General features: G+C 65.9%; 28 protein-coding genes. 19 read left to right on the top strand and 9 right to left on the bottom strand.

All coding sequences use genetic code 11. The annotated features are described in order from the left end of the window. Positions 1-13: 13 nt before the first annotated feature. Together A7G45_RS19805 and A7G45_RS19800 are read left to right on the top strand one after the other, a co-directional pair. Positions 14-619, top strand: coding sequence for a TetR/AcrR family transcriptional regulator (locus A7G45_RS19805; protein ID WP_260939654.1), 606 nt, complete (start codon positions 14-16; stop codon positions 617-619). A gap of 77 nt (positions 620-696) precedes the next feature. After that, positions 697-1,572 carry a helix-turn-helix domain-containing protein gene (locus A7G45_RS19800; protein WP_260939653.1) on the top strand — a complete coding sequence of 292 codons (876 nt, stop codon included), beginning with the start codon at positions 697-699 and terminating at the stop codon, positions 1,570-1,572. A gap of 80 nt (positions 1,573-1,652) precedes the next feature. Here A7G45_RS19800 and A7G45_RS19795 read toward each other — a convergent pair whose 3' ends face one another. The 3 genes from A7G45_RS19795 to A7G45_RS19785 form a co-directional block, all read right to left on the bottom strand. Next, on the bottom strand, positions 1,653-2,201 hold the full coding sequence (locus A7G45_RS19795; protein ID WP_051954737.1) for a nuclear transport factor 2 family protein: 549 nt from the start codon (positions 2,199-2,201) through the stop codon (positions 1,653-1,655). Between the two features lie 184 nt (positions 2,202-2,385). After that, complete coding sequence (locus A7G45_RS19790; protein ID WP_260939652.1) at positions 2,386-3,378, bottom strand: NAD-dependent epimerase/dehydratase family protein; 993 nt, start codon at positions 3,376-3,378, stop codon at positions 2,386-2,388. Beyond that, the gene (locus A7G45_RS19785) at positions 3,375-3,500 is read right to left on the bottom strand and encodes a hypothetical protein (protein WP_260939651.1); all 126 of its coding nucleotides are present in this window, start codon (positions 3,498-3,500) and stop codon (positions 3,375-3,377) included. The genes A7G45_RS19790 and A7G45_RS19785 overlap by 4 nt, the downstream gene beginning before the upstream one ends. Before the next feature lie 361 nt (positions 3,501-3,861). Between A7G45_RS19785 and A7G45_RS19780 the strand changes: the two genes are divergently transcribed. From A7G45_RS19780 to A7G45_RS19760, 5 genes are all read left to right on the top strand, one after another. Further along, positions 3,862-5,052 (top strand): nuclear transport factor 2 family protein, encoded by a 1,191-nt coding sequence (locus A7G45_RS19780; RefSeq protein ID WP_260939649.1) that lies wholly within the window; start codon positions 3,862-3,864, stop codon positions 5,050-5,052. Positions 5,053-5,122: 70 nt separating this feature from the next. Beyond that, entirely contained in the window at positions 5,123-6,181 is a 1,059-nt protein-coding gene (locus A7G45_RS19775) for a glycoside hydrolase 5 family protein (protein ID WP_260939647.1), read from the top strand. 37 nt (positions 6,182-6,218) lie between these two features. Beyond that, positions 6,219-7,064 carry a siderophore-interacting protein gene (locus A7G45_RS19770; RefSeq protein WP_043988358.1) on the top strand — a complete coding sequence of 282 codons (846 nt, stop codon included), beginning with the start codon at positions 6,219-6,221 and terminating at the stop codon, positions 7,062-7,064. Positions 7,065-7,135: 71 nt separating this feature from the next. Then, on the top strand, positions 7,136-8,299 hold the full coding sequence (locus tag A7G45_RS19765; protein ID WP_043988357.1) for a lactate 2-monooxygenase: 1,164 nt from the start codon (positions 7,136-7,138) through the stop codon (positions 8,297-8,299). A gap of 68 nt (positions 8,300-8,367) precedes the next feature. Further along, complete coding sequence (locus tag A7G45_RS19760) at positions 8,368-9,264, top strand: tyrosine recombinase XerC (RefSeq protein WP_260939641.1); 897 nt, start codon at positions 8,368-8,370, stop codon at positions 9,262-9,264. 56 nt (positions 9,265-9,320) lie between these two features. Here A7G45_RS19760 and A7G45_RS19755 read toward each other — a convergent pair whose 3' ends face one another. Further along, complete coding sequence (locus tag A7G45_RS19755) at positions 9,321-9,815, bottom strand: M23 family metallopeptidase (RefSeq protein WP_260939640.1); 495 nt, start codon at positions 9,813-9,815, stop codon at positions 9,321-9,323. Positions 9,816-10,101: 286 nt separating this feature from the next. Between A7G45_RS19755 and rpsB the strand changes: the two genes are divergently transcribed. Both rpsB and tsf read left to right on the top strand, forming a co-directional pair. Then, complete coding sequence (gene rpsB / locus A7G45_RS19750) at positions 10,102-10,911, top strand: 30S ribosomal protein S2 (RefSeq protein WP_043393605.1); 810 nt, start codon at positions 10,102-10,104, stop codon at positions 10,909-10,911. Between the two features lies 1 nt (position 10,912). Next, a complete protein-coding gene (gene tsf, locus A7G45_RS19745) occupies positions 10,913-11,728 on the top strand; it encodes a translation elongation factor Ts (protein ID WP_043393608.1) in 816 nt (271 codons plus the stop codon). Between the two features lie 90 nt (positions 11,729-11,818). On the opposite strand, the gene A7G45_RS19740 is transcribed toward tsf, so the two are convergent. Continuing rightward, a complete protein-coding gene (locus tag A7G45_RS19740) occupies positions 11,819-12,103 on the bottom strand; it encodes an FmdB family zinc ribbon protein (protein ID WP_231575530.1) in 285 nt (94 codons plus the stop codon). A 126-nt stretch (positions 12,104-12,229) separates the two neighbouring features. Between A7G45_RS19740 and fmdA the strand changes: the two genes are divergently transcribed. Beyond that, positions 12,230-13,483, top strand: a complete 1,254-nt coding sequence (gene fmdA, locus A7G45_RS19735; protein ID WP_071287716.1) for a formamidase — start codon at positions 12,230-12,232, stop codon at positions 13,481-13,483. A 61-nt stretch (positions 13,484-13,544) separates the two neighbouring features. Here the strand turns inward: fmdA and A7G45_RS19730 are convergent, their stop codons facing one another. Then, the gene (locus A7G45_RS19730) at positions 13,545-14,003 is read right to left on the bottom strand and encodes a MarR family winged helix-turn-helix transcriptional regulator (protein WP_043393613.1); all 459 of its coding nucleotides are present in this window, start codon (positions 14,001-14,003) and stop codon (positions 13,545-13,547) included. Between the two features lie 157 nt (positions 14,004-14,160). Between A7G45_RS19730 and A7G45_RS19725 the strand changes: the two genes are divergently transcribed. Then, on the top strand, positions 14,161-15,255 hold the full coding sequence (locus A7G45_RS19725; RefSeq protein ID WP_071287743.1) for a substrate-binding domain-containing protein: 1,095 nt from the start codon (positions 14,161-14,163) through the stop codon (positions 15,253-15,255). Between the two features lie 50 nt (positions 15,256-15,305). Here A7G45_RS19725 and A7G45_RS19720 read toward each other — a convergent pair whose 3' ends face one another. Further along, complete coding sequence (locus A7G45_RS19720; RefSeq protein ID WP_260939636.1) at positions 15,306-17,039, bottom strand: purine-cytosine permease family protein; 1,734 nt, start codon at positions 17,037-17,039, stop codon at positions 15,306-15,308. A 289-nt stretch (positions 17,040-17,328) separates the two neighbouring features. Between A7G45_RS19720 and A7G45_RS19715 the strand changes: the two genes are divergently transcribed. From A7G45_RS19715 to A7G45_RS19700, 4 genes are all read left to right on the top strand, one after another. After that, the gene (locus A7G45_RS19715; protein ID WP_260939635.1) at positions 17,329-18,735 is read left to right on the top strand and encodes an amidase; all 1,407 of its coding nucleotides are present in this window, start codon (positions 17,329-17,331) and stop codon (positions 18,733-18,735) included. A 304-nt stretch (positions 18,736-19,039) separates the two neighbouring features. After that, complete coding sequence (locus tag A7G45_RS19710; protein WP_308204142.1) at positions 19,040-19,564, top strand: hypothetical protein; 525 nt, start codon at positions 19,040-19,042, stop codon at positions 19,562-19,564. After that, positions 19,564-20,727, top strand: a complete 1,164-nt coding sequence (locus tag A7G45_RS19705; RefSeq protein WP_260939633.1) for a glutathionylspermidine synthase family protein — start codon at positions 19,564-19,566, stop codon at positions 20,725-20,727. The genes A7G45_RS19710 and A7G45_RS19705 overlap by 1 nt, the downstream gene beginning before the upstream one ends. A 19-nt stretch (positions 20,728-20,746) precedes the next feature. Beyond that, the gene (locus A7G45_RS19700) at positions 20,747-21,196 is read left to right on the top strand and encodes a DUF350 domain-containing protein (RefSeq protein WP_043393626.1); all 450 of its coding nucleotides are present in this window, start codon (positions 20,747-20,749) and stop codon (positions 21,194-21,196) included. 6 nt (positions 21,197-21,202) lie between these two features. Here the strand turns inward: A7G45_RS19700 and A7G45_RS19695 are convergent, their stop codons facing one another. Further along, entirely contained in the window at positions 21,203-21,628 is a 426-nt protein-coding gene (locus tag A7G45_RS19695) for a MarR family winged helix-turn-helix transcriptional regulator (RefSeq protein WP_260939632.1), read from the bottom strand. A gap of 45 nt (positions 21,629-21,673) precedes the next feature. Here A7G45_RS19695 and A7G45_RS19690 point away from each other — a divergent pair, with 45 nt between their 5' ends. The 4 genes from A7G45_RS19690 (at position 21,674) to A7G45_RS19675 (ending at position 24,728) form a co-directional block, all read left to right on the top strand. After that, complete coding sequence (locus tag A7G45_RS19690) at positions 21,674-22,372, top strand: class I SAM-dependent methyltransferase (protein ID WP_260939631.1); 699 nt, start codon at positions 21,674-21,676, stop codon at positions 22,370-22,372. A gap of 114 nt (positions 22,373-22,486) precedes the next feature. After that, entirely contained in the window at positions 22,487-23,230 is a 744-nt protein-coding gene (pyrH, locus tag A7G45_RS19685; protein ID WP_260939629.1) for a UMP kinase, read from the top strand. A gap of 36 nt (positions 23,231-23,266) precedes the next feature. Continuing rightward, positions 23,267-23,824, top strand: coding sequence for a ribosome recycling factor (gene frr, locus A7G45_RS19680; protein WP_260939628.1), 558 nt, complete (start codon positions 23,267-23,269; stop codon positions 23,822-23,824). A 31-nt stretch (positions 23,825-23,855) separates the two neighbouring features. Continuing rightward, complete coding sequence (locus tag A7G45_RS19675) at positions 23,856-24,728, top strand: phosphatidate cytidylyltransferase (RefSeq protein ID WP_260939627.1); 873 nt, start codon at positions 23,856-23,858, stop codon at positions 24,726-24,728. Here the strand turns inward: A7G45_RS19675 and A7G45_RS19670 are convergent. Then, positions 24,619-25,584, bottom strand: a complete 966-nt coding sequence (locus A7G45_RS19670) for a DMT family transporter (protein ID WP_260939626.1) — start codon at positions 25,582-25,584, stop codon at positions 24,619-24,621. The genes A7G45_RS19675 and A7G45_RS19670 overlap by 110 nt on opposite strands. Between the last annotated feature and the right edge of the window lie 79 nt (positions 25,585-25,663).

The following is a 25,663-nucleotide window of genomic DNA, read 5'->3' as shown; positions in this document are numbered from 1 at the left end:
GAGGGGCGGCGCCATGACCACGACTGACGATCGGATTGTGGCCGCGGCGGTACGGCTCTTCGTCGAGAAGGGCACCACGCAGGTCAGCATCAGTGAGCTGGCTCAAGAGGCCAACGTGGCCCGCGGCACGCTGTACCGAAACGTCGGTTCGATGGACGATCTGTTCGATCGCGTAGTCGGTGAGATCACCGCGGATCTGCACCGGCGGGTGTCGGCATCTTTCGTGGCGATCGATGATTCGGCCGCCCGGTTGGCCACGGGAATTCGGATGTGGGTGCGCTACGCGCACGAAAACCCCATGCTGGGCCGGTTCGCTGTCAAGTTCGGCCTGAGCGAGGAGGCCTTGCGGACGTGGATGGCCGGCCCGCCGAGCAGTGACGTCGACGCCGGCCTGGCCGCGGGTCGGTACCAACTGGGGGATATCGGCGCCGACAGCGTGGCATCGCTGGTTTTGGGCGCCACGGTCAGTGCGATGTGGATGGTGCTGGAAGGGCATCAGACGTGGCGCGAGGCCGGCACGTCCACTGCAGAACTTGTCTTGCGCGCCTTGGGTATCGACGCCACCGAGGCGCACCGGATCGCGAACGAGCCGCTGCCCGCGCTACCGCCTTCGGCGTGACCTCCGCGGACTGACGGTCTGCCGGGATATCCGACGGCTAGGATTCACATAGTCAACTTTCCAAGGGAGTGCATGTCGTGCCGGGTTCCTCTCCACCCACCCGCCGGGTCGTCGAAATCGTCGAACTACTCGTCGAACGCGGTGACGTGCCTGCTCGGCTGAGCGACATCGTGAATGCACTGGGCCTCAATCAGGCGACCGCACACATGATCATGAAAGAGCTCGTCGCCGCCGGCTGGGTTACCCGGGACCCGGTGGACAAGACATTTTCGGTTGGTGGGGCACTCGCCCGGCTGGCCGAGCAGATCGATCATTCGCAGTCCGTCGTGCACGCTGCGCATGCCGTTGCTCAAGCCCTGGCGGATGAGTACGGATACGCCGTCTCAGTGTCTGAGCGAATGGGACATCAGCTTGCCATTACGGCCTTCATCGCTGCACCGACCGGGCATGACGACCAGTGGCACGCCGCGGTTGGCGATCGGCTGCCGTTTGCGGCGCCATTCGGGCCGGCCTACGCCGCCTGGGAACCTCGCGAGGAGCGGCTCGCCTGGATTGAGCGCAGTGGCGTGGCCAGTCGGGCGTTTCGCGTCCACCTCGAACAGTTCCTCGACGACACCGTGCGCCAGGGCTTCAGCGTAGAAAGCATGAGTCCCGAAATGGTCTCGGCAGTCCCGGTGATGACGAAGCTTCAGACCGAAGCGCTGTCGGATTCGATGCGCGACAATATTGACAGTGTGCTGCTCGAAATGACCGGTGCAGCAGCGAATCCGGCGAGACTGCGTGGTCAGCGCAATTATGTTGGTGCCATCTCCGTGCCGGTGTTCGACCACTCGGATCGGGTCACGCACAGCATCTCCGTGCACCCGTTCACCAATCTCACGTCGCGAAAGATTGAACAAGTAGGTCGCAGGATTTGCCGGGCTGCTGCGACTATCGGTGCACACACTGCATAAGTCCGAAATGAGTGGGCCCCACCCATGGCAGAAGCGCCAACGATCAGGCCGGGCCCACTCACCGAAGCAGTTGCTCGAAGCTATTGCCCCAGAGCCGATTTGACCAACGTCGCGACCTGGTCGAGTGGAGCATTTGCCTGGATCACGGTGCCGTCGGGCTTGATCAGATCGATGCGGGTGCGGGTCAGCTTGGAGTATGTTTCGACCCACTGGCCGTTGACCTTCTGGTACTTGTCGTTGTAGTGGCCGTATCCATGCACGCCCACTGTGTCGCTGAAGATCAACACATCCTGCAAAGTCCACAGGCCCTCGGCGGTCGTCGGGGAGGTCAGGTGGATGCTCGGTTCGGAACCTTGGTGGTGAGTCTTCGCGCCTCCCAGTGTGAGCTTCAGGAAAGAGATGAACGAGTCTCGGTCGATGAAGACCGGCCCGGCGCTGCACAGTGTGTCCACGGTGACGTTGGAAGCGAGCAGGTTACGCAAGGTATCCCAGTTCTTGGCGTCGATATTGGCGAAATAGTTTGTCTTGAGTTGCTTGATCGCATCGATCTCGGGGCCTGAGTCCGACTGGGGGGTCGAGTAGGTGCACAGACTCGGAAGCGGCAAGGGGTCGGCGTTGGCGTTCGTCATGTCGACACAGCACAACATCGTTGTCGCGGTTCCCAAACCCAGCGCTGCGCGCAAGACTCGGTGCCGCGCGGAACCGGGCGGGCTCCAACGGCAGGAAGCTACATACATGTTTTTCTCCTTTGTGGGTGGGATCGAACGCGCTTGACGGAAAATTGGACGGGCGTCGCCGGATTGGTTCGGCTGCTCAGCGTGCGCCGCGAAAGAAGCGGGCCGCCGCGGCAATGGACTCTTCGACTGGCCGTGGCGTCCAGCCGAGTTCACGCTCGGCCTTTTCGTGGTCCAGCGGCGACATGAATTCGGCCATCCGTATTCCGGCCACGGCGAAGGGAAGATCGCGTCGCAGCAGGTTCGCGGCGAGGTCGTTGGCGTGGGCGGCGGCGTACAGCAGGGGCAACGAGAGTTTGATGCGCGGGACCCTGGCGTTGACGGCCTCTGCGGCGATTCGATGGATATCGCGAGTGTGCAGGTAACGGTCGGAAACGATGTAGCGCTGGCCGACACGGCCATGGTCCGCGGCGAGCAGCATGGCGCGTGCCGCGTCCTCGATCCCGACCACCTCCGAGGCGAAGTCGAAGTAGAAAGGGAAAGCGCCCGCGGCAACCCGGGCGATCAATGAGCCATGTGGCGTGGGCTGCCAATCACCAGGTCCGTAGGTTGTGGAGATGCACATCGCTACGGCCGGCAGTCCTCTGTTTTTTGCGTAGTCGAAGACGAGTTGCTCGGCGGCCAGCCGTGATTCGAGATAGGCGCCGCCTGCGGTCCAGTTGTGCGGATCGTCCTCGGTAACCAGCGTATTCGAGCTGACCGCCAATGTTCCTGTGGTACTGGTGAATACGAACTTCCGCAACTCGGCTTCCGCGGCAGTGTCAAGGACGTGGCGGAGTCCGTCGACGTTGGTGCGATACAACGGCGCTGGATCGCGTAACCACATCCTGGCATCGACAACGCAGTAGTAGACGACGTCGCGGTCGGACATGGCGGCGCGTAGCGCGACATCGTCGAAGATGTCGCCATAACGACGTTCGACGTCGATGTCATCGATGCCACGGGTCAGGCTTGAAGGGCGCAGCATGACCCGCACGTCAGCTCCGCTGGCCGCCGCGGCCCTGGTGACGTGTGATCCGAGAAAACCACTGGCGCCGATAACCAGAACTTTCTGCGACGAGCCGCTGTTCACTTTTTATCGCTCGTCATCTGTCCGTAGGTGTTGGTGACGACGCCGGTGCGTGCTGGAATCGACGTCTCGCTCTTGGATTGCGCTGCGTGGCAACAAAATAGAGATGAGGCAATGTTGTTCATGCGCGCTCCCTGCGTTCGCCCAACTTATTGACCAGGCTCAAGATCATCGAATAGTCGGTGTCTTGAGGCCCGTATAATCAACACACTAAAGAGCGGGTGGTTCGCGGTCAAGCAACCTCCTTGACCGGTCGTGTCCCCGTGAGGGGCGGTTCGGCGGCCGTTGACGTCCACTGTCGATTCGCCTATATTTCGTATAATCAAACTCATTGGTCGAATAGTCGAATTGGTTTGGCATCTGGGATCGACCTGTCCTCGGCCGCAACTGCGCTGGGAAAGAACGAGTTTGGTTCAGCTGCGCAGACTTGAGTTGGTCCGGTCTCGGTTCGGTCGGTGAGTTTCTACCCACAAAGGAGAGCGAACGATGCGCGAAGACGAACAGGCCGGACGCTGCCGCACCATGGTGGGGGAACGGCGGATGTTGCGCGCCGCTATCGCGCTCGGAGCTGCCGTTGCACTCAGTGCTGCGGGCGCCCCGATTGCCCACGCCGCGTCAGCGGGTCCGGCGCCGTCATCCGCGTCGTCCGTATCGCCGCTCGCAGCCGTTACCGATCCGGCCGCTGAGACGGCAGCAGTGGAGTTGCTCAAGGCGACGTACTTCAATGATGTCGACACAAAGAACTGGGCTGCGCTGCGTCAACTCTTCGCCCCCGATGCGGTGGTGGACACCACTGGCTCGCTCGGGCCCTTGTTCCCCAATCGGGATTCGTTCATCGTCTTCACCGCACTCACGCTCAGTGCGATCAACACCCGCCACCAAGGTTATGACCCGCAGATCGACCTGACGTCCGATACAACTGCCAGTGCCGTCTGGACGATGCAGGACAGGCTGTCCATCGCCGGCCTTGTCACGATCCACGGTTACGGTCACTACGCCGACAACTATGAAAAAGTGAACGACCAGTGGCTGGTCACCCACTCCGTACTCACTCGCACAGGTTTCACACTGGAATTTCCTTTGATCCAACGCTTCGTGACGGGGCTATCCAACGCGTACCGGTCCGGAGGTCCGGTGGCCGCGCTTCGTTATGTCGTTCCAGGCCTGATCAACATCCCGGTCGGCGCCGTCAACAACCTGGTCGGTGCCATTGCAAGCAACTTCGGAGGACCGCCCGCAAAAGCCGATCCGATCAGCGTGCCGCCCGGGTCCAGTGGCGTGACCACCGAACCCCCGGGCATCACCTCCACGGCTGCTGTCGGCACAGCGCCGGTGAAGGCGGCTGCGCGTCTCGCACCGACGGCACCCAAGAAAGTATCGGCGTCCCGCGCAACACCTTTGGGTACAGTCACGGCCGGCGCCGCCAAAACACCCGCGCACCCGATCGAGCCGGACGCGGGGAAAGTCGCGGTCGACGGTTCTTCTCAAGTTGCCGCGGCCGGCCCGACGGCAGAATCGCCAAAGACCCTCGCCAACAACGCTTCACGGCCCGATGCCACGGTAAACGCCAAGTCGGCGACGTCCACTCATCGCGAGAACAGGATCAAGCCGACGACGGCTTCGGCTGACAAGACCGCCAAGGCCGATTCGACAAAGGTTGCTCACGGCCAGAGCTGATGACCGGCAGGGCGTGGTCGGGTGCCGCACATCGGCGGCATGAGGAATTTCGCCAGGTACGTTTGCTGTCATGGCCCGCCGTGTGACCAGCCGATTTCGTCGGCTCGCAGTTGTCTTCGGGCTGGCTGGTGCGCTGACGGCGGGCGGCTGTCTCTGGGTGCGTCCATCGCCGCAAGTGACGCCGGTGGCGCCGGAGGGCGGTTACGGTTTCAGCGTCGGCGCTCCTCAGTCCTGGATGAGCGACGCAGACGCCGACCGCGAACTCGACGCCGTGGCCCGCACCCGAGCGGAGTGGATGCGGGTGCTGATCGACTGGCACATCGTCGAGCCCGTCAAGGGTCAATACAACTGGCACTACGTCGATCACTGGGTGAACGGCTCCACGAAGCGGGGGCTGAAGGTACTCGGGCTGATCGCCTACAGTCCCACCTGGGCGCGGGCTCCGGGTTCGTATTTCAGTGCGCCACCGGTGAATCCGGCGGACTACGCCGCCTTCGTCACCGCCGTCGTGCAGCGCTACGGCGACCGGGTCGCCAACTGGGAGATCTGGAACGAGCCGAACCTGCCGCTGTTCTTCGGGTTCACCACCAACCGGGCCGCCGTCTACACCGAGTTGCTCAAGGCGGCCTATCCCGCCATCAAAGCTGCTCAACCTGACGCCACCGTCATCGCCGCCGGGCTGAGTCGCGCCACCGGCCCGGACGCACCGACGAAATTCCTCGCCGACATGTACGCCAGCGGCGCACGGAAGTTCTTCGATGCCACCGCGATGCATCCGTACGTCTTCCCGGGCGGCATCGCCGAGGACGGCGACAACGGTTGGTCGGATCTGGTGCGCGTGCACGACTTGATGACCGTCAACGGCGACGGCGACAAGAAGGTGTGGATGACCGAACTCGGCGCCTCCACGTGCGCACCGCAGGCCCGCGGCGTCAGCCAGGACGAACAGGCGCGTCAGATTCTGCAGGTGCTGGCCGGCGTGGCGGGCGCCGGTTGGAGCGGACCGGCGTTCATCTTCGCGGTGCGCGACACCGACACCACCAAGCGCGACGACCTCGAATCCAACTTCGGTGCGTTGCTGACCTCGGACTGGAAGCCCAAGTTCACCGCGGCGGTGCTGGCTCGGTAGCCCACCACTGCGGGCGCGCCGCTCGTATAGTCGAGGCGTGGCAGGCCGTCCGATTCATACGTTCGAAGTTCTCCGCACCCAGCGCCTGACCCCGCACATGATTCGTGTTGTGTTCGGCGGCAACGGGTTCGACACTTTCAGTCCGAAGGAATTCACCGATTCCTACGTCAAGTTCGCCATCGTGCCCGCGGGTGTACAGGTGGCTGGCCTGGCGCAGCCGCTGACCCTGGACAGCTTCGAGGAGCTGCCGGCGGACCAGCGCCCGACCGTGCGGACCTACACCGTGCGGCGCGTCGATGTGGAGCAGCGCGAACTCACCGTCGACTTCGTCGTGCACGGCGATACCGGAGTTGCCGGACCGTGGGCGGCGTCGTTGGCGCCCGGCGACCCGGCGTATCTCATGGGGCCCAACGGGGCCTACTCGCCGAACCCGGCCGCCGACTGGCACCTGCTGGCCGGCGACGAAGCCGGATTGCCGGCGCTGACCACCGCGTTGGAAGCGTTGCCGCCGAGCGCGATCGGCCAGGCCTTCATCGAGGTCGACGGACCCGACGACGAGCTCGATCTGACCGCGCCCGCGGGCGTAAAGATCCAGTGGATCCATCGCGGCGGCCGCGCCGATCTGGTGTCCGACGACCGGGCCGGCGACAACGCGCCACTCGTCGCAGCGGTGCGGGCGGCTGACTGGCTGCCCGGCCAGGTTCAGGTGTTCGTCCACGGCGAGGCGCAGGCCGTCATGCACAACCTGCGGCCGTACCTGCGCAAGGAGCGCGGCGTCGGCGCCGAATGGGCATCCATCTCCGGTTACTGGCGCCGGGGTCGCACCGAAGAGACGTTCCGGCAGTGGAAGGCTGAACTGGCCAAGGCCGAAGCCGAGGCATAGCCGAAAGCCGAGGCGCGGGCCGACGCTAATGTGCGATTCTCAGCCGAAGTTGCAACAGAAGGGCGGGCCCGATGGCGTTCGGTGACTACCAACTCGAGATCTACCTGCAAGGTCTGGGCGGTGTCGTCCCAACGCTGCCGATCTCGTTCGCGGAACTCGAGGAGCGCGCCAAGGCCGCGATGCCGCCGTCGATCTGGTCGTACGTGGCGGGCGGCGCCGGTGACGAGCGGACGCAGCGCGTCAACGTCAGCGCCTTCGACCGCTGGGGCCTCATGCCGCGCATGCTGGTCGGGGCCACCGAGCGCGACCTGACGGTCGATCTGTTCGGCCTGAAGCTGCCCTCGCCGCTGTTCCTCGCGCCGATCGGCGTCATGGGCATCTGTGCCCGCGACGGCCACGGTGACCTGCACGCCGCGCGTGCCGCCGCACAGACCGGAGTCCCGATGATGGTCTCGACGCTCACCAGCGATCCGTTGGAGGCCGTCGCCGCCGAATTCGGTGACACCCCAGGCTTTTTCCAGCTGTACACCCCGAAAGACCGGGACCTGGCGGCCAGCCTCATCAGCCGGGCCGAAGCAGCCGGCTACCAGGGCATCGTAGTGACCCTCGACACCTGGGTGCCCGGGTGGCGCCCCCGCGACCTGTCGACGGCCAACTTCCCGCAGCTGCGTGGCCACTGCCTGTCCAACTACACCAGCGACCCGGTCTTCCGGGCCAAGTTGCCCGCGCCGCCCGAGCAGAATCCGCAGGGCGTGGTGATGCAGTGGGTGCAGGATTTCGGCAACTCCCTGACCTGGGACGACCTGGCCTGGCTGCGGTCGCTGACGAAGCTTCCGCTGTTGGTCAAGGGCATCTGTCATCCCGACGATGCGCGGCGCGTGCGTGACGCCGGGGTCGACGGCATCTACTGCTCCAATCACGGCGGCCGGCAGGCCAACGGTGGGATTCCGGCCATCGACTGCCTGCCAGGCGTGGTCGCGGCCGCCGACGGCTTGCCCGTGTTGTTCGACTCCGGCGTCCGCAGCGGCGCCGACGTGGTCAAGGCGCTGGCGCTGGGGGCGACCGCCGTCGGCATCGGCCGGCCATACGCGTACGGCATGGCACTGGCCGGCACGGCCGGAGTCGTGCACGTGCTGCGGTCCTTGCTGGCCGAGACTGACCTGACCATGGCCATCGACGGCTACCGCTCACTGGCGGACTTGACCCCGGACGCGCTGCGCCGCGTCGACGTCTGAGGTCACAGCTCGGCCACTGAGGGGTGGCGCGACAGGCGCTGGGGTAGCGGTTCTGGGACCGTAGGGGAGTGCACCAGGCGGTCCTCTCGGAGTTCGATCAGTACCTCGAACTCGAATGCGGCCGTTCCGAGCACACCCGCCGCGCCTACCTCGGCGACCTGCGGTCACTGGGGGAATTCCTCGGCGACGACGCGGCCATCGGCGACCTGGACCTGATGACACTGCGGTCCTGGCTCGCCGAACAGGCCGGCAACGGCGCGGCCCGGACCACGCTGTCCCGTCGGACATCGGCGGTGAAGACCTTCACCGCCTGGGCGGTGCGACGCGGCCTGCTCGAGACCGACCCGGCGGTGCGGCTGCAAACCCCCAAGGCCCGTCGTTCCCTGCCCGCCGTCCTCCGTCAAGACCAGGCCGTCGACGCCATGTCCGCGGCGAGTTCCGGTGCGGAGCAAGGTGATCCGATGGCCCTGCGGGACCGGCTGATCGTCGAGATGCTGTACGCCACCGGTATCCGCGTCAGCGAGCTGTGCGGCCTGGACATCGACGACGTCGACCAGAGCCGCCGCGTGCTGCGCGTCCTGGGTAAAGGCGACAAGCAGCGCACCGTGCCTTTCGGTGAGCCGGCCTTTCATGCGCTGCGGGCCTGGCTGTCCGACGGTCGCCCGGCGCTGGCGGTCGCGACCTCCGGCCCGGCGCTGCTGCTCGGGGCGCGGGGGCGACGCCTCGACCCGCGCCAGGCGCGGACCGTCGTGCACCAGACGATCTCGGCAGTGGACGGTGCCCCCGACATCGGGCCGCACGGCCTCCGCCACAGCGCGGCCACCCATCTGCTCGAGGGCGGCGCCGACCTGCGCGTGGTCCAGGAGCTGCTGGGGCATTCTTCGCTCGCGACCACCCAGCTCTATACGCACGTGACAGTGGCCCGGCTGCGTGCCGTGCACGACCAGGCCCACCCCCGGGCGTAACTCCCCGCCGAAGCTGAGCTTGTATGCGAAATATTCGCGATTTTTGGCACACACGCTCACGTTCGCGGCGAGGTGAGGGGCTTCAGGCGGATCGGGGTGGTGGCGAGCAGGCCGAGGGGATCGACGTAGTCGGCATCGGACGACGCACCCCACATCGCGCCCCAGTGCAGGCAGCTGGCGCAGCCGGGATGCCCGGCCACCAGCGTGCCGAGGGCACTACCAGCGGCGACGACGGCGCCGGGACGTACCGCGGCACGCACCGGCTCATAGCTGGTGCGCAGCCCGCCGGGATGCGCGACCGACACCACCGGCCGGCCCGCGAGCTCCCCGGCGAACGCCACCGTGCCCGGAGCCGCCGCGTACACCGTCTGACCCGCCGAACCAGCCAGGTCGACGCCACGATGCCCGCGCTGCCAATTGGGTTGCGGTGCGTCGAACGTGCGCACGACGGCCGGCCGCGGCCGCAACGGCCAGTCCAATCGGCCGTCGGTGGCGCGCGCCACGCCGGTCGAGCAGACCGTGGCGATCCCGATCAGCAGGACGATGCGCATCACCCCAGTTCAGCGCCTCGGCGTCGGCTTCGGTAGCCCGAGAACCCGGATCTGTGGATAACCAGCGCTCTGTGGACAAGAGCACCCTGCAAAGCGTGTAAACTTCCCCCTGCAATCCGCATTCGTGGGTTGACTTCGCGCGCCTGCACAGCGGCTCGATCTCGGGTCGCAATCGCATGTCGGGCGGTCCCACCTCGGACAACCGAGTTGGGTCCGGCACGCAGCAGGCGTCAGGGTCCGGCATCACCCGATACCGGACGACAACCGAAACAAGTGAGGCACAACCATGGCCGTAGTGACCATGCGGCAGCTGCTGGATAGCGGCGCGCACTTCGGGCACCAGACCCGACGCTGGAACCCCAAGATGAAGCGGTTCATCTTCACCGACCGCAACGGCATCTACATCATCGACCTGCAGCAGACGCTGACCTACATCGACAAGGCGTACGAGTTCGTCAAGGAGACCGTTGCCCACGGCGGCACCGTGCTCTTCGTCGGTACCAAGAAGCAGGCCCAGGAGTCCATCGCTGACGAGGCCACCCGCGTCGGCATGCCCTACGTGAACCAGCGCTGGCTGGGCGGCATGCTCACCAACTTCTCGACCGTCCACAAGCGCCTGCAGCGCCTGAAGGAACTCGAGTCGATGGAGCAGACCGGTGGCTTCGAGGGTCGCACCAAGAAGGAAATCCTCATGCTGACGCGTGAGAAGAACAAGCTCGAGCGCAGCCTCGGCGGTATCCGGGACATGCAGAAGGTTCCGTCGGCCATCTGGGTCGTCGACACCAACAAGGAGCACCTGGCCGTTTCTGAGGCCATCAAGCTCGGTATCCCGGTCCTCGCGATCCTGGACACCAACTGCGACCCCGACCAGGTCAACTACCCGATCCCGGGTAACGACGATGCCATCCGCAGCGCCGCGCTGCTGACCAAGGTGATCGCTTCCGCGGTTGCCGAGGGTCTGCAGGCCCGCTCGGGTGCCAAGACCGAGGCCGAAGGCGCCGAGCCGCTCGCCGAGTGGGAGCAGGAACTGCTCGCCGGTGCGACCACCAGCACCGAGGCCGAAGCCGCCACCGAAACCACCACCACAGAAAGCTGAGATGGCTAACTACACCGCTGCTGACGTAAAGCGACTGCGGGAGCTCACCGGCTCCGGCATGCTCGACTGCAAGAACGCACTGGTTGAGACCGAGGGTGACTTCGACAAGGCCGTCGAGGTGCTGCGCATCAAGGGTGCCAAGGACGTCGGCAAGCGCGCTGAGCGCGCCACCGCCGAGGGCCTGGTCGCCGCCAAGGACGGCGCCCTGATCGAGCTGAACTCCGAGACTGACTTCGTCGCCAAGAACGCCGAATTCCAGGCTCTCGCGGACCAGATCCTCACCGCTGCTGTCGCGGCCAAGGCCAACGACGTGGAGACCCTCAAGGCCGCCACCGTCGACGGCACCACCGTCGAGCAGCTGGTCGCGGACCTGTCGGCGAAGATCGGCGAGAAGCTCGAACTGCGTCGTGCCGCCTACTTCGACGGCACCGTCGAGACCTACCTGCACAAGCGTGCCGCGGACCTGCCGCCGGCCGTGGGTGTGCTGGTCGAGTACAACGGTGCTTCGGAAGAGGCCGCTCACGCGGTCGCGCTGCAGATCGCCGCGCTGAAGGCCAAGTACCTCACTCGTGAGGACGTGCCCGCCGACCTGGTCGCCAACGAGCGTCGCATCGCCGAGGAGACCGCCAAGGAAGAGGGCAAGCCCGAGGCCGCGCTGTCGAAGATCGTCGAAGGCCGCGTCACCGGCTTCTACAAGGACGTCGTGCTGCTCGACCAGCCGTCGGTGTCCGACAACAAGAAGACCGTGAAGGCCCTGCTGGACGAGGCCGGCGTCACCGTGACCCGCTTCGTGCGGTTCGAGGTCGGCCAGCAGTAAAAACTTGAGCAGCCCACCCGCTGCTCACTGACAAAACCCCGCGCACAACCCCGGCGATCCCGGAGTGCGCGGGGTTTTGCTTTGTCCGGGTCAGGGCCGGGGGAGTTTGCGATGCAACGGATTCGCGGTCACCGGCGCGCGGCGGCGGCTCGCAGGCAGGCTCCCGACGACATCGGGGCGGTCGGCCGTGGCGCGGGTGGCGTCCTGGATCCGCATCCCCGGCGAGCTGCCGGCGCCTAGCGCCGGGGCTCCGATTCGGCGTTTGGCCTGGCTGCGGCAGCTCGGGCAGGGGACGTCATCGGGCACGACGGTCATCGAATGCTGTTCGGTGAAGTCCGGGCAACCCTGTCCACACCGGAATGAGTAGGTAGGCACAACGACACCATAAGCCCTCTGCGTCAACGTCATCCGGATGTAACTTGCCCGAACCGCAGACGAGACACCTTCACTATTGAATACTTCCATTCGGAAGCAAGTGTTCGTGTCGCTAGGAGGGTCACCGTGCCGGAACTGCTGTTCCCCTTGGATTCAACGAAGAAGTTCACCGACCAACAGCTCGTCGGCCACAACCGATGGCACCCGGACATCCCGCCGGCGGTCACCGTCAAGCCGGGAGACAGCTTCCGGGCGCATTGCCGGGAGTGGTTCGACGGCGCCATCCGCAATGACGACTCCGCCGAGGACATCCTCAACGCCCCGCTCAAGGGCGTGCACTGCCTGTCCGGACCGTTCGCGATCGAGGGGGCCGAACCGGGCGACCTGCTGATCGTCGACATCCTCGACGTCGGCCCGATTCCGCAGGAAGACTCGGGGCCGCTGGCGGGACAGGGCTGGGGATACACCGGCATCTTCGCCAAGCAGAACGGCGGCGGATTCCTCACCGACCAGTTCCCCGATGCCTACAAGGCGATTTGGGACTTCTCCGGCCAGACGGCGACCTCACGGCACGTGCCCCGGGTGAAGTACACCGGCATCGTGCATCCCGGCCTGATGGGCACCGCACCGTCGGCGGCCCTGCTGGCCAAGTGGAATGCCCGCGAGGGTGCGTTGATCGCCACCGATCCCAACCGCGTGCCGCCGCTGGCATTGCCACCCGAACCGCAGGACGCGATCCTCGGTTCGTTGCAGGGCGGCGCCTTCGCCAAAGCGGCCGCCGAGGCGGCCCGTACCGCGCCGCCGCGCGAGAACGGCGGCAACCAGGACATCAAGAACCTCACCAAGGGCAGCCGGGTGTTCTATCCGGTGTTCGTCCCCGGTGCGAACCTGTCGTTCGGCGATCTGCACTTCTCGCAAGGCGACGGCGAGATCACGTTCTGCGGGGCCATCGAGATGGGTGGATTCATGGACCTGCACGTGGATCTGATCAAGGGCGGCATGGACACCTACGGCGTGCATGAGAACGCCATATTCATGCCGGGCAACACCGACCCGCAGTACTCGGAATGGCTCGCCTTCTCGGGCACCTCGGTGACACTCGATGGTGAGCAGAAGTACCTCGACTCGGATCTGGCCTACCAGCGCGCATGTCTGCACGCGATCGACTACCTCACGAAATTCGGGTACAGCCCGGAGCAGGCCTACCTGCTGCTCGGGTCCGCACCCATCGAGGGGCGGCTCTCCGGAGTGGTGGACATCCCGAATTCCTGTGCGACGGTGTACATCCCGACGGCCATCTTCGACTTCCCGGTGGCGCCTTCGGCGTCCGGGCCGTACCAGATCGATCCCGGTATGGGCGCGCCGCACGCCAGTTTCTGATCCCGCAGCCAACAGCCAGTTCCTCGATTTCCTTGGGGGACTGGCTGTTTGGCGGGTTCAGTCAGCCGCGGAGATCCGCCGGGGTGGCCGGCACCTGTAGGGCGCTCAGTAGTTCGGTCAGCGTGTCTGCCGGTAGTGAGCTTGAACTGCACAGCGCGGTCAGCTGCTCGGACTTGCCCAGCCGCTCGCGGATCTGGCGGTACAACGAACCGCCCCGGCGGGTCTGGTAGACCAGCACCCGTCGGCGATCCACCACATCGGCCTTGCGCAGCACCAGATTGTCGTCGACCATCCCGTCGACGAGCCGCGTCAGACTGGGCCCGGGCAACAATGTCGCCTCGGCCAGCGCGGTCATCGGCTTTCCGACACCGCCCTCGAGCGCGGCCAGCACGTGCCACTGACGCACCGTCAAACCGGCCAGCTGCTCGGTCACGACGCGGTCGAGTTCGAAGGCGACCGACTTCACCAATCGAGCGAGTTCCTCGATGGTGTCGGCACGGCCGCCGGGCTTGATGTCCATGGTGGCGCCCAGCCTACCGTGATCGGAGCTGTCGTCTCGCCGTGAAACAGCGCTGATCGGCAGGTATGTTCAAGTGAATTCTGGTCACCCGGGCGATGGACGTAGTGGTCGTCGCGATCGGTGTGGCGTGGCTGGGTCGGTGCCCCGAGGTGAGGTGATGGTGGATCCGAGTTTTGCGACGATTCCCGTGCGCGCCGACCGGGATGTGGTCGATATCGCGCTCGTGGTGCCGTTGAGCGGACCCGCCGGGATGTTCGGGCCTTCGTGCGAGGCCAGCGCCGAGCTGGCCGCTGAGGACATCAACGCGGCCGGCGGCATCCTGGACCGGCCGGTCCGGATTCATCCGGTCGATGCCGGGGCGCCATTGAGTGATCTGGCCGACGAGCTGGGCCGCCTGGTTGCCCAGGACCGGATCGACGCCGTGGTGGGTTGGCACCTGTCGAATGCGCGGCGGGTCATCACTCCGCAGACGGCCGGACGGGTGCCCTATGTGTACACCACCTTCTACGAGGGCGGGGAGAGCACCGACGGCGTGTACATGGTGGGGGAAACCCCAGAGCAGCAACTGTTTCCGGCGTTGACGTGGTTGCGCGAGCACCTCGGGCTGAAACGCTGGTGCATCGTCGGAAACGACTACATCTGGCCGCGGCAGACAGCCCGAGTGACCAAGGAGTACATGTGGCGATCGGGCTTCGAATTCGTCGGTGAAGCCTTCGTTCCCTTGGGCGGGCGGGATTTTCGGCCGATGCTCGACGTCATCCGCCGCTCGGAGGCCGACGGTGTGTTGGTGTTGATGGTGGGTGCGGACAACGCGGCATTCAATCGCGCGTTCGCCAGAGCTGGTCTGGATCAGAGTGTCGTGCGCCTGTCGCTGATGATCGGTGAGGATGTGTTGTGCGCCAGCGGACGTGGGGCGACCACCGGCCTGTACACGGCATGCGGCTATTTCGAGAGCCTGCCCACCGAGGTGAACATGGGGTTCGGCTCGCACTATCAGCAGCGGTTCGGCGGCGCGGCCCCGGCGTTGAACAACATCGGTGAATCCTGTTATGAGGGACTGTTGTTGCTGACGGCGTTGGCGCAGACGGCCCGCAGCCTTGAGGTGGCCGCGATCGACCGGGCGCGCTCCAATGTCGCGTACCAGGGGCCGCGCGGTGAGGTGGTCATGCGTGGTGCTCATACCCGTCAACCGGTGTACCTCGCCAGCGCCGACGAACTCGAATTCAATGTGATCGTCGAGCTGACTCCATGACCGACGGTCATGACCCCGTCCGGCCAAGCGGGCGGGGTCATGACGGTTCATCAGCTCGACTGTGGTGTCGTCGCGGTTTTCAGTAGATCCACGCTCACCGAATCGTCGTATTCCTCCTTCTTGCACATGTCATGGCAGTCCTTGGTCAGGGTGCAGGTCAGCGAGGACACGGTGCCGTGATGAAAAGGGCAGTCGTGCACCATATCCGGCAGCTCGTACCGCTTCTGGTCGACCACGTCCAGCAGCGTCTGACCCGCCCACAGCGGCTCCTTCTCGATCTCCTCGCGCAGCGGATTGCGCCGCGCCAGGTAGTACTTGCCCTTGGTTGCGATGCAGATCAGCGGGGAGAGCACGAACGCCAACGTCAGCGCCAGGTACGGCGACCAGGCCGCGAGGAAATCGCCGAAAGCGTGATAGAAGGCCATGATCGAGAACGCCGAACCCACCAGCATGGAGACGAATCCGACCGGATTGATGCTGTAGAGATAGGCACGCTTGAATTCGACGTAGGACGGGCTGAGCTTGAGCAGCGGCTTGTTGATCACCAGGTCGGCGACGATCGCGCCGACCCAGGCGATCGCGACGTTGGAGTAGAACCCCAGGATGGTGTTGAGCACGGTGAACATGTCGCTGAGCATGAGCGCCAACGCGATGGCGATGTGCAGACCGAGGTACACCACCCGACCCGGGTGCACGTGCAGAACCCGGCTGAAGAAGTTCGACCACGACAACGAGCCCGAGTATGCGTTGGTGACATTGATCTTCACCTGGGACAGCAACACCATCAGCGTCGCCAGTGCGAGGGCGGCGACATCGCTGTGGATGACCGAACCGAACCCGCCGAGGAACTGCTCGATGGGTTCTGTCGCGGCGGCGAAACCGACCTTGCCCGCGACGTAGAAAGCCAGGAAGGCGCCGCAAATCTGTTTGGCCGCACCGAGGATCACCCAGCCGGGTCCGGCCGCGAGGACCGCGCCCCACCATCGCAGTGGCGGTGTTTCCGACTTCTCGGGCATGAAGCGCAGATAGTCGACCTGCTCGCCGATCTGGGCGATGAGCGACAGTGCCACGCCGGCACCTGCACCGACTCCGATAGCGGTCACCTGCTCACTACCGCCACTGCCTGCCCAGCTCAGGAACCCGTGGAAGCCCGCCGTATCCGCGGTCGCGATGAAGGCGATCGGAGCGACGAACAGGATCAGCCACAACGGCTGGGTCCAGACTTGAAACTTGGCCAGCGCTGTCATGCCGTAGAGCACGAGCGGAATGATGATCAGCGAGCCGATGATGTAGCCGGCCGCCAGTGGAAGGCCGAACGCCAATTTCATCGCCTGTGCCATGATCGCGCCCTCGAGCGCAAAGAAGATGAAGCAGAAGCTGGCGTAGATGAGGCTGGTCAGGGTCGAACCGAAGTACCCGAAACCGGCTCCGCGAGTGAGCAAATCCATGTCGATGTTGTATTTGGCGGCGTAGTAGGCGATCGGGATGCCGGTGAGAAAGATGGTGACGGCGGCGACCAGGATCGCGACGACTGCGTTGGCCGCACCGTGGGTGACGGCGATCGAGGCTCCGATGGAGTAGTCGGCGAGATAGGCGATGCCGCCCAAGGCGGCCACCGCACACGCCATCGGCGACCATTTGCGAAAAGACTTGGGCGCGTAGCGAAGTGAGAAGTCCTCGATGTTGTCTTGGCTTGCCCAGGCGGCGAAGCGGGACCACGGGCCGACGCGCGCCCCGGTGGTCGGATGGTCCTTAACCTCGTCTATGGATTGCTCGGTAGTCATGAAGCATGTCCTGTCGAATCCGTCGTAATCGCCAGTGCTGCAAGGCATCAGGCAAGCAGGTCGAATGCGGGCGCCGATGACCGGACCGGTCCGCGACCTGCAGCAGCCGGGTCGGACGAAAGCTAGCACCAATTACTTCCATATGGCACTAGTCCAAATGGAAAGTTACGCCGGGGAAACTAGGCGTTTACGCAGCGCGTTCAATGGTGCGCGAAGTCGGTGTCCGGACTCACAACGTGAAATCTGGGGGTAAGGCAGGCTGGTGGTACTGCTTGGTACCGTGGGTGCCATGACACGCATCAGCACATTCGGTGACGACGCCCTTGGTGACCTCGACGCGGTCGGTGTCGCCGACGCAATCCGCGGCGGTGCGGTGTCCGCGGTCGAGGTGGTGCAGGCAGCGATCGCCCGTACCGAGAAGGCGCAGCCCGAGCTGAATGGCATGTCGTACGAAGCATTCGAGCAGGCAGTCGAAAAGGCAAGCGCACCACGACCGTTCGGAGGCTTCTTCGACGGTGTGCCGACGTTCATCAAGGACAACGTCGCGGTCGCCGGCTGGCCGACCATGCAGGGCGCCGACGCGTGGGCGCCCAGGCCGATGCCGGCGGACGGAGAATGGGCGCGCCTGTACCTGTCGACAGGGCTGGTGGCGCTCGGTAAGTCGCAGTTGTCAGAGTTCGGCTTCAGCGCCTCGGCTGAGCATCCCCGTCTCGGCCCGGTGCGCAATCCGTGGGACACCACGGTGACCGCGGGCGCGTCGTCGTCCGGGTCGGGCGCCTTCGTCGCAGCCGGGGTGGTGCCCATCGCGCATGCGAACGACGGTGGCGGTTCCATCCGAATCCCGGCTTCCTGCAACGGGTTGGTCGGCCTCAAGCCCACGCGTGGCCGGCTGCCGTTGGACCGGGAGACCCGAATGCCGCTGCAGATCGTCGCCAATGGTGTCCTGACCCGCAGCGTCCGGGACACCGCGGCGTTCTACCGGGAGGCCGAGCGGGTCTACCGGAACCCGAAACTGCCGGCGATCGGCGACGTCACCGTGCCCGGGCAGCGCCGGCTGCGCATCGCGGTGTGCACCAGCTCGATCGGCCGCGACGCCAGCCCCGAGATTCGGGAGCTCACCATGCAGACGGCGGCCCGGTTGGAACAGCTCGGCCACCGGGTCACCGAGATCGGCAACCCGGCGCCGGAGCGGTTCCGCGACGACTTCCTGCTGTATTGGGCCTTCCTGGCCTTCGCTTTGGTCCGCGGCGGAAAACACACCTTCGGGCCCACTTTCGACCGCGCCAAGTTGGACAACCTGACCCTGGGGCTGGAACGACAGGCGGCCCGCAACCTGCATCGGGTGCCGGCCGCCATCGCTCGGCTGGCCGCGTCGCGGCGCATCCCGGCGCGTCTGGCTCGCGACTACGACGTGGTGCTGACCCCGACCCTCAGCGAGGTCACGCCGCCGATCGGACACCTGGAGCCGACCGCCGACTACGACCAGATCATCTCGCGGCTGATCGACTGGGTCGGCTTCACGCCATTGCAGAATGCCAGCGGGGCACCGGCGGTTTCGCTGCCACTGGCCCAGTCCGCCTCCGGCTTGCCGGTCGGCATGATGTTCGGTGCGGCAGCCGGGCAGGAGGCCACGCTGCTGGCCTTGGCTTTCGAGCTTGAGCGGGAAATCGGATGGCCCTCGCTCGCGGTGCGCTGACCTTGCGCGGCGGAGGGCGACTACTTTTGCACTACGGAAGCAGCGTCAACGGCCGCCTCGCCGGGCAGCCAGCCTTATGCTGTCTCACAGGTTGCGTCAATTGGGGGTGTGCATGACTGTCGGGCCCGAGGATGGGGCGCAGAGGCAGCCGTGGAAAGCGTCGGCGTCAGGTACTGGGCCCGACCCCGTCCCGGGGGCCGGACCGAGCGTGCCGCCGGTGCCCCCGGTGCCGCCGGTCAATCCCACTCCGAATCCGATTCCGGCATTTCAGCCGGGTCCGCCACCGGAAGATCCCCAGGGTTCGGTGCGCTGGCAGGACCCGGCCACCGCCAAGCCGCGTCAGCCGTCCGTCGGCGAGGCACGGGCCCGGGACAAGGCGCAGAAGGCGCGCGAAGCAGAAGAAGAGATCGAGCGGGTGAAGGCCGAGAAGGCCCGCAAGCGCGCGGCCACCGGCAAGAAAGTCTTGATCGGTTCGGCGGTCGGCGTCGGTGTGGTGGCGGTCGTCGCCGCCGGTTACGCGATCTTCCACCGTGACGAGCGGGTCAGCGCCTCGTGCGTCAAGGACGGCTCCAACGAAGTGGTGCCGGACAGTTACTGCAGCAGCGGCACCAGCCATGGCGGCAGCACGTTCTTGTATATGGGGTCGCCGTACCGCTATTACTACGGCGGTTCCAATGCCGGCGTCGGCAGCATCGCGCGCGGCGGCACCCTGACTTTGCCGAAAGGCACCACGGCGACAACGAAATCCGGGACCTCCATTTCCAAGTCGGGGTCGTCGGTGTCGCGCGGCGGCTTCGGCTCGTCGAGTAGCGGAAGCTCCGGTAGCTGATGCGCCGCGAACATCACGCCCCGCGGCCGGGGTGGCAGCAGATCATTGCCAGCCAGGGCATGTGCTTCGACACCCCTGCCGCCGATGCGCAGGGCAATGCCCGCCCGTATTGGGACGAGTCGGTGCACTATGTGTTCGAGATGGACGAGGTGCTCTCGATCGAGGCCTCGGTCGAGGTGCTGCACTCGATGTGCCTGGAAGCGGTCGAGAACGTGGTGCTGATGGAGCGCTACCGCGACTTCGGGCTGCCGGAGTGGAGCTGGCCGCATATCGAGAAGTCTTGGCGGCGTAGCGATCCGCACCTGTACGGCCGCTTCGATCTGCGCTACGACGGCAGCCGGCCGCCGGTGCTGCTGGAGTACAACGCCGACACCCCGACGTCGCTGCTCGAAGCCGCGATCCTGCAGTGGTACTGGAAGACCGACGTCTTTCCCGCCGACGACCAGTGGAACTCGCTGCACGAGAAACTGGTCGAACGATGGAAGGAAATCCAGGATCAGTTGCCCGGCAACGAAACCCACTTCACCTGGTCGTCGGCCGACACCAGCGGCGAGGACAATGTGACGCTGGCATACCTGCAGGAGTGCGCCGCCGAGGCCGGACTGCACACCGTGGGCCTGGCCATCGAGCAGCTGGGCTGGGACCGGGATCTGAATCGGTTCGTCGACCTGGAAGAGGCGCCGATCTCGACGCTGTTCAAGCTCTATCCCTGGGAATGGGTCCTCGATGACGAATTCGGCAAGTACGCAGCCGAATCCCTGCCCGAGACCATGTGGATCGAGCCGCTGTGGAAGTCGCTGCTGAGCAACAAGGCCATCCTGGCGGTGTTGTGGGAGATGTACCCGGGGCACCCGAATCTGTTGCCCGCGTACATCGATGACCCGCACGAGCTGACCGAATACGTCCGCAAGCCCAAGCTGGGGCGTGAGGGCGCGAACGTCACGATCGTCGGCGCCGGATACGAAACGCAGACCGGCGGCGTGTACGGCGAAGAGGGCTACGTCTACCAGTTGCTCGACCCACTACCGCAATTCGACGACATGCGCCCCGCGTTGGGCGCGTGGATCGTCGGCGACGAATCGGCTGGACTCGGTATCCGAGAGACCTCGGGTCTGGTCACCGACAACGGCGCAGCCTTTGTGCCCCATCGCATCCCGCAGTGACCGGAAGGAAACGAACTTCATGACCCTCACCGCACTTGGCAACGACTACTGGTCGATCGTCGGACATGGCGCATCGGCGATCGCGCTGTACGCGATCGTCGGCGGTGCGCTGATGATCCTCGGCTTCTTCGTGATCGACTGGACCACGCCGGGGCCGCTGCGTGAACTGGTGCGCACCGGCCGGCCCAACGCCGCGGCGGTGGCCGCCTCCGGCGTGGTGTCGATGGCCTTCATCGTGGTGCTCGCCATCTACAGCTCGTCGGGTGACCTGGCGAGCGGCCTGATCAAGACCGTGGTCTTCGGCCTCGTCGGCATTGCCGCGCAGGCACTTTCGGTGCGCCTGATCGGCGCCGTCAAGGGCCTCGACATCGGCGAGATGCTCGAGCAGGAGAAGTTCTCACCAATCGTGCTCGATGTGGCGGCCTCGTACCTGGCGTTCGGCCTGATCGTGGCTGCCGCGATTCTCTAGTCGCCTCTAATCGGGCGGCAGCAGGCTGGTCAGCGTTTCGCGGAACTCCCGGCGCTGGGCGGCGGTCAGGCCGGCCAGCAGAGCGTCGTCGGCGGCGCGGATGCCGGCGACGGTCTTGCTCAGGAGGGTGCGACCGGCCCGGGTCAGTTCGGTGGGCCGGGACCGTCCGGCGGCGACGGTCGACGGCCGGGTGATCAGTTCGCGGTCCTGAAGTGCGCGCACCACGATGTTCATCGCCTGTGGCGATACCCCGATGAATCGCGCCATCTCGGCATTCGACATGCCGGGCCGGTTGTCGACGATGCGCAGACAGACGAACTGTGGGAACGTCAGGTCCAGTGGCTCAAGGACATCGGCCGTGATGTTGGCGCGCAGCGCGGTGGCGATGCGGTTGAGCAGATAGCCCAGGGGAGCGTCTTCACCTTCGAACATGTCAACTATATTGACATATATCAACAGCGTTGATAGACCGGAGGTATGACCAGACCGACTGATGCCATGTTCGAAAGCGCGTACCGCGGCGAGGCTCCCGAGATGGGCGCCCGGCCACCATGGAGCATCGGAACGCCCCAACCCGAGATCGCCGCGCTGATCGAAGCGGGCAAGGTGCACGGCGAAGTGCTCGACGCCGGCTGCGGCGAGGCCGCCACCGCGATCTACCTGGCCGAGCGCGGCTTCACCACGGTCGGCCTGGACCAGTCGGCCACCGCCATCGAACTGGCCCGCGACGAAGCCGCCCGGCGCGGCGCGCACAGCGCCAGCTTCGAGGTCGCCGACATCAGTGACTTCACCGGATACGACGGCCGCTTCGGCACCATCATCGACAGCACGCTGTTCCACTCCATGCCCGTCGAGCTCCGCGACGGCTACCAGCGCTCGATCGTGCGGGCGGCCGCGCCTGGCGCCACCTACATCGTCCTCGTCTTCGACCGCGGCGGCATGCCCGCCGGCCCGGCCAACCCGGTGACCGAGGACGAGCTGCGCGATGTCGTCGGCAAGTACTGGGTGATCGACGACATCTCCCCGGCCCGTATTCACGGCAACATGCCGGCGGGCTTCACGGCGCCCGGCGCCGACTCGGCACCCGGCGCAGGCTTCGCCGCTCTCGACGTGAGGGACGAGCCGAGCGGACTCAAATCGGTTCGCGCGTGGTTGTTGCAGGCGCACCTGGGTTAGGCCGCACGCCGTCGGGTTCCACCCTCCTTGCCGCCGGACCGATCGTCATGAGGCAGGATGGAGCCGCTGCCGATCGCCGGGGCAGCTGTGACATGTGGGGACCGAAGGAGTCTGATGGCCGAGGCAGACAACGGTGGCCAGGGTTTGATCCGGCCGGCTTATAAGCGGGTGCTGCTCAAGCTCGGTGGCGAGATGTTCGGTGGCGGCGCGGTGGGTCTGGACCCCGATGTCGTCGCTCTGGTCGCCCGGCAGATCGCCGAGGTGGTGCGGGCCGGCGCCCAGGTTGCGGTCGTCATCGGTGGCGGCAACTTCTTCCGCGGTGCGCAGTTGCAGCAGCGCGGTATGGAGCGCACCCGCAGCGACTACATGGGCATGCTCGGCACCGTGATGAACAGCCTTGCGCTGCAAGACTTCCTGCAGAAGGAAGGCATCGACACCCGCGTGCAGACCGCCATCACCATGGGGCAGGTCGCCGAGCCGTACCTCCCGCTGCGCGCACGCCGGCACCTGGAGAAGGGCCGCGTGGTCATCTTCGGCGCCGGCATGGGCCTGCCGTACTTCTCCACCGACACCACCGCCGCGCAGCGCGCGCTGGAGATCGGTGCCGAGGTCGTCCTGATGGCCAAGGCCGTCGACGGTGTGTTCACCGCGGACCCGCGCCAGGTGCCCGACGCCCAGATGATCACCAGCATCACCCATCGCGAGGTGTTGGAACGCGACCTCAAGGTCGCCGATGCCACCGCGTTCAGCCTGTGCATGGACAATGGCATGCCGATGCTGGTCTTCAATCTGCTGACCGAAGGCAACATCGCGCGCGCGGTCGCGGGTGAGAAGATCGGAACGCTGGTCTCCAGCTAGAGCTGGGTGGCCGGGCGAGCGACGGGAGAATATGAAGTGATCGAGGAAACCCTCTTCGATGCCGAAGAGAAGATGGACAAGGCCGTCGCGGTGGCCCGTGATGACCTGGGGTCGATCCGCACCGGCCGGGCCAACCCCGGCATGTTCAACCGGATCAACATCGAGTACTACGGCTCGATGACGCCCATCACCCAGCTGGCGAGCATCAACGTCCCCGAGGCGCGCTTGGTGGTCATCAAGCCCTACGAGGCCAACCAGCTCAGGGCCATCGAGGACTCCATCCGGAACTCGGACCTCGGCGTCAACCCGAGCAACGACGGCACCGTCATCCGCATCTCCATCCCGCAGCTGACCGAGGAACGCCGCAAGGAACTCGTCAAGCAGGCCAAGGGCAAGGGCGAGGACGCCAAGGTGTCGGTGCGCAACATCCGTCGTAAGGCGATGGACGAGCTGTCCCGGATCAAGAAGGACGGCGAGGCCGGCGAGGACGAAGTCGCCCGCGCCGAAAAGGATCTGGACAAGACCACCGCCACCTACACGACTCAGATCGACGAGCTGGTCAAGCACAAGGAAGGCGAGCTGCTGGAGGTCTGACGACCTTCCAGCTGTCCGCATCCACACAGTCGTGGCCACCGAAACCGCCCCCACCGGGGAGCCCAAGAAGTCCTCGCGCGCCGGGCGCAACCTGCCCGCCGCCATCTCCGTCGGCGCCCTCCTGGGCGGCACCGTCATCGCCACCCTGCTGTTCGTCCCGCAGCTGTGGGTGGCACTGGTGGCGCTCGCCGTCGCCCTGGCCACCCACGAGGTGGTGCGCCGGCTGCGCGAAGGCGGTTACGCCGTCCCGGTGATTCCGCTGCTGATCGGTGGCCAGGCGATGATCTGGCTGACCGTGCCCTTCCGGGAAGCCGGAGCGCTGGGTGCGTTCGGCGCCACGGTCGCGCTGTGCCTGATCTGGCGGCTGCTGTCGGGCGGTCTGAAAGCCGCGCCGGTCAACTACACGCGCGACGTCTCGGTGACGATCTTCCTGGCCGCCTGGGTGCCGCTGTTCGGCGCCTTCACGGCTCTGCTCATCTACCCGCACCAGGGCGGCTACCACGAAGGTGCCATGCAGGTGTTCTGCATGATGCTGGGCGTCGTGGCCTCCGACATCGGCGGCTACACCGCGGGCGTGCTGTTCGGCAAGCATCCGATGGTGCCGGCGATCAGCCCGAAGAAGTCCTGGGAGGGCTTCAGCGGATCACTGCTGTTCAGCATCGTCGTCTCGGTGCTGTCGGTGCACTATCTGGCCGACCGGCCGCTGTGGGTCGGCGTGCCGCTCGGCATCATGCTCGTCATCACCGGCACCCTCGGCGACCTGGTCGAATCGCAGGTCAAACGGGACCTCGGGATCAAGGACATGGGCACTCTGCTGCCTGGTCACGGCGGTCTGATGGACCGGATCGACTCGATTCTGCCGTCTGCAGTGGCGGCGTGGCTGGTGCTGGAGTTGCTGGCCTGACAGTCCGCGCCACGGCGCGCGAATTGAGCCAGCAGGCCAGCGCGCCGAGCACCAGGCCGACCACCACACCGAGGTCGGGCCGTTGGCCCAGCAGCAGCCAGGACAGCACGCCGGCGATCGCCGGGATGACGGCGAACAGCATGGCCACCGCGGCGGCACCGTAGCGATCGATCGCCCGCACGTACAGCGTCATGCACAACGTGGCGTTGAACAGCACCACCGCGCCGACCGCGAGGACGGCGGTGTGCAGGTTGGTCACGGTCCACGGCATGACGGCGGCCAGGACCGCCACGGGAAGCAACGACGCCGCGTTCTGCAGCGCCGCGGTGGCGCGGAAATCCACGCCCCGGCAGAACCGCTGCTGATAGACGCCGCCCGCGGCCAGGGCCAGCAGCGAGACGACCAGCAGCACGATCACCGCGTCGACCCCGCCGACCATCAGCAGCCGCTGGGCACACGCGGCGAGCACCGCCAGCGCACCCAGGACCAGCGCGACGACGCGCATCGGCGTCAGCCGTTCGCCCAGGAACACGGCAGCGAGCAGGGCCGTGGCGACGGGGTTCATCGAGATGACCACGGCGCCCAGCACCGCGGGAGCGCCGTGCATCAGCGCCAGGTACAGGCAGATGAATTGCACGGCCTGGGTGAGCAGACCACTGATCACCACGTGCACCAGTCGGGTACCAGTGGGCCATTTCACACGCGCCGCCAGTGCCCACGTGGTCAGGATCGCGGCCGCCAGGCCGAACCGGAAGACCAGCGTCGCCATGGGCGTCAGGGCCGAAACAGCAAGGGCACCAATGGGATAACCCAATGCGTAGACGAAGGCCAGAAGCGACGCGGGGCGGGGTGGCATGGGGCCATGGTGAGTGGTCGGCGGCGCCAGGTCCAATGATTTTCGTCTGCAGGGGCGAGTCGGTGCGATACTGAAGCCC

The sequence above is a fragment of the Mycolicibacterium llatzerense genome, assembly GCF_025331195.1.
GTDB classification, from domain to species: domain Bacteria; phylum Actinomycetota; class Actinomycetes; order Mycobacteriales; family Mycobacteriaceae; genus Mycobacterium; species Mycobacterium llatzerense.
The sequence above is the reverse complement of the archived record's forward strand: the minus strand, read 5'-3'. Positions and strand labels throughout refer to the sequence as shown.

Bases quoted from the DNA above. Each gene is read 5' to 3' on its own strand.
- A7G45_RS19805 (WP_260939654.1), top strand. From the start codon at position 14: ATGACCACGACTGACGATCGGATTGTGGCCGCGGCGGTACGGCTCTTC.
- A7G45_RS19795 (WP_051954737.1), bottom strand. From the start codon at position 2,201: ATGACGAACGCCAACGCCGACCCCTTGCCGCTTCCGAGTCTGTGCACC.
- A7G45_RS19785 (WP_260939651.1), bottom strand. From the start codon at position 3,500: ATGAACAACATTGCCTCATCTCTATTTTGTTGCCACGCAGCGCAATCC.
- A7G45_RS19780 (WP_260939649.1), top strand. From the start codon at position 3,862: ATGCGCGAAGACGAACAGGCCGGACGCTGCCGCACCATGGTGGGGGAA.
- A7G45_RS19775 (WP_260939647.1), top strand. From the start codon at position 5,123: ATGGCCCGCCGTGTGACCAGCCGATTTCGTCGGCTCGCAGTTGTCTTC.
- A7G45_RS19765 (WP_043988357.1), top strand. From the start codon at position 7,136: ATGGCGTTCGGTGACTACCAACTCGAGATCTACCTGCAAGGTCTGGGC.
- A7G45_RS19755 (WP_260939640.1), bottom strand. From the start codon at position 9,815: ATGCGCATCGTCCTGCTGATCGGGATCGCCACGGTCTGCTCGACCGGC.
- rpsB (WP_043393605.1), top strand. From the start codon at position 10,102: ATGGCCGTAGTGACCATGCGGCAGCTGCTGGATAGCGGCGCGCACTTC.
- tsf (WP_043393608.1), top strand. From the start codon at position 10,913: ATGGCTAACTACACCGCTGCTGACGTAAAGCGACTGCGGGAGCTCACC.
- A7G45_RS19730 (WP_043393613.1), bottom strand. From the start codon at position 14,003: ATGGACATCAAGCCCGGCGGCCGTGCCGACACCATCGAGGAACTCGCT.
- A7G45_RS19725 (WP_071287743.1), top strand. From the start codon at position 14,161: ATGGTGGATCCGAGTTTTGCGACGATTCCCGTGCGCGCCGACCGGGAT.
- A7G45_RS19720 (WP_260939636.1), bottom strand. From the start codon at position 17,039: ATGACTACCGAGCAATCCATAGACGAGGTTAAGGACCATCCGACCACC.
- A7G45_RS19715 (WP_260939635.1), top strand. From the start codon at position 17,329: ATGACACGCATCAGCACATTCGGTGACGACGCCCTTGGTGACCTCGAC.
- A7G45_RS19705 (WP_260939633.1), top strand. From the start codon at position 19,564: ATGCGCCGCGAACATCACGCCCCGCGGCCGGGGTGGCAGCAGATCATT.
- A7G45_RS19700 (WP_043393626.1), top strand. From the start codon at position 20,747: ATGACCCTCACCGCACTTGGCAACGACTACTGGTCGATCGTCGGACAT.
- A7G45_RS19695 (WP_260939632.1), bottom strand. From the start codon at position 21,628: ATGTTCGAAGGTGAAGACGCTCCCCTGGGCTATCTGCTCAACCGCATC.
- A7G45_RS19690 (WP_260939631.1), top strand. From the start codon at position 21,674: ATGACCAGACCGACTGATGCCATGTTCGAAAGCGCGTACCGCGGCGAG.
- pyrH (WP_260939629.1), top strand. From the start codon at position 22,487: ATGGCCGAGGCAGACAACGGTGGCCAGGGTTTGATCCGGCCGGCTTAT.
- A7G45_RS19670 (WP_260939626.1), bottom strand. From the start codon at position 25,584: ATGCCACCCCGCCCCGCGTCGCTTCTGGCCTTCGTCTACGCATTGGGT.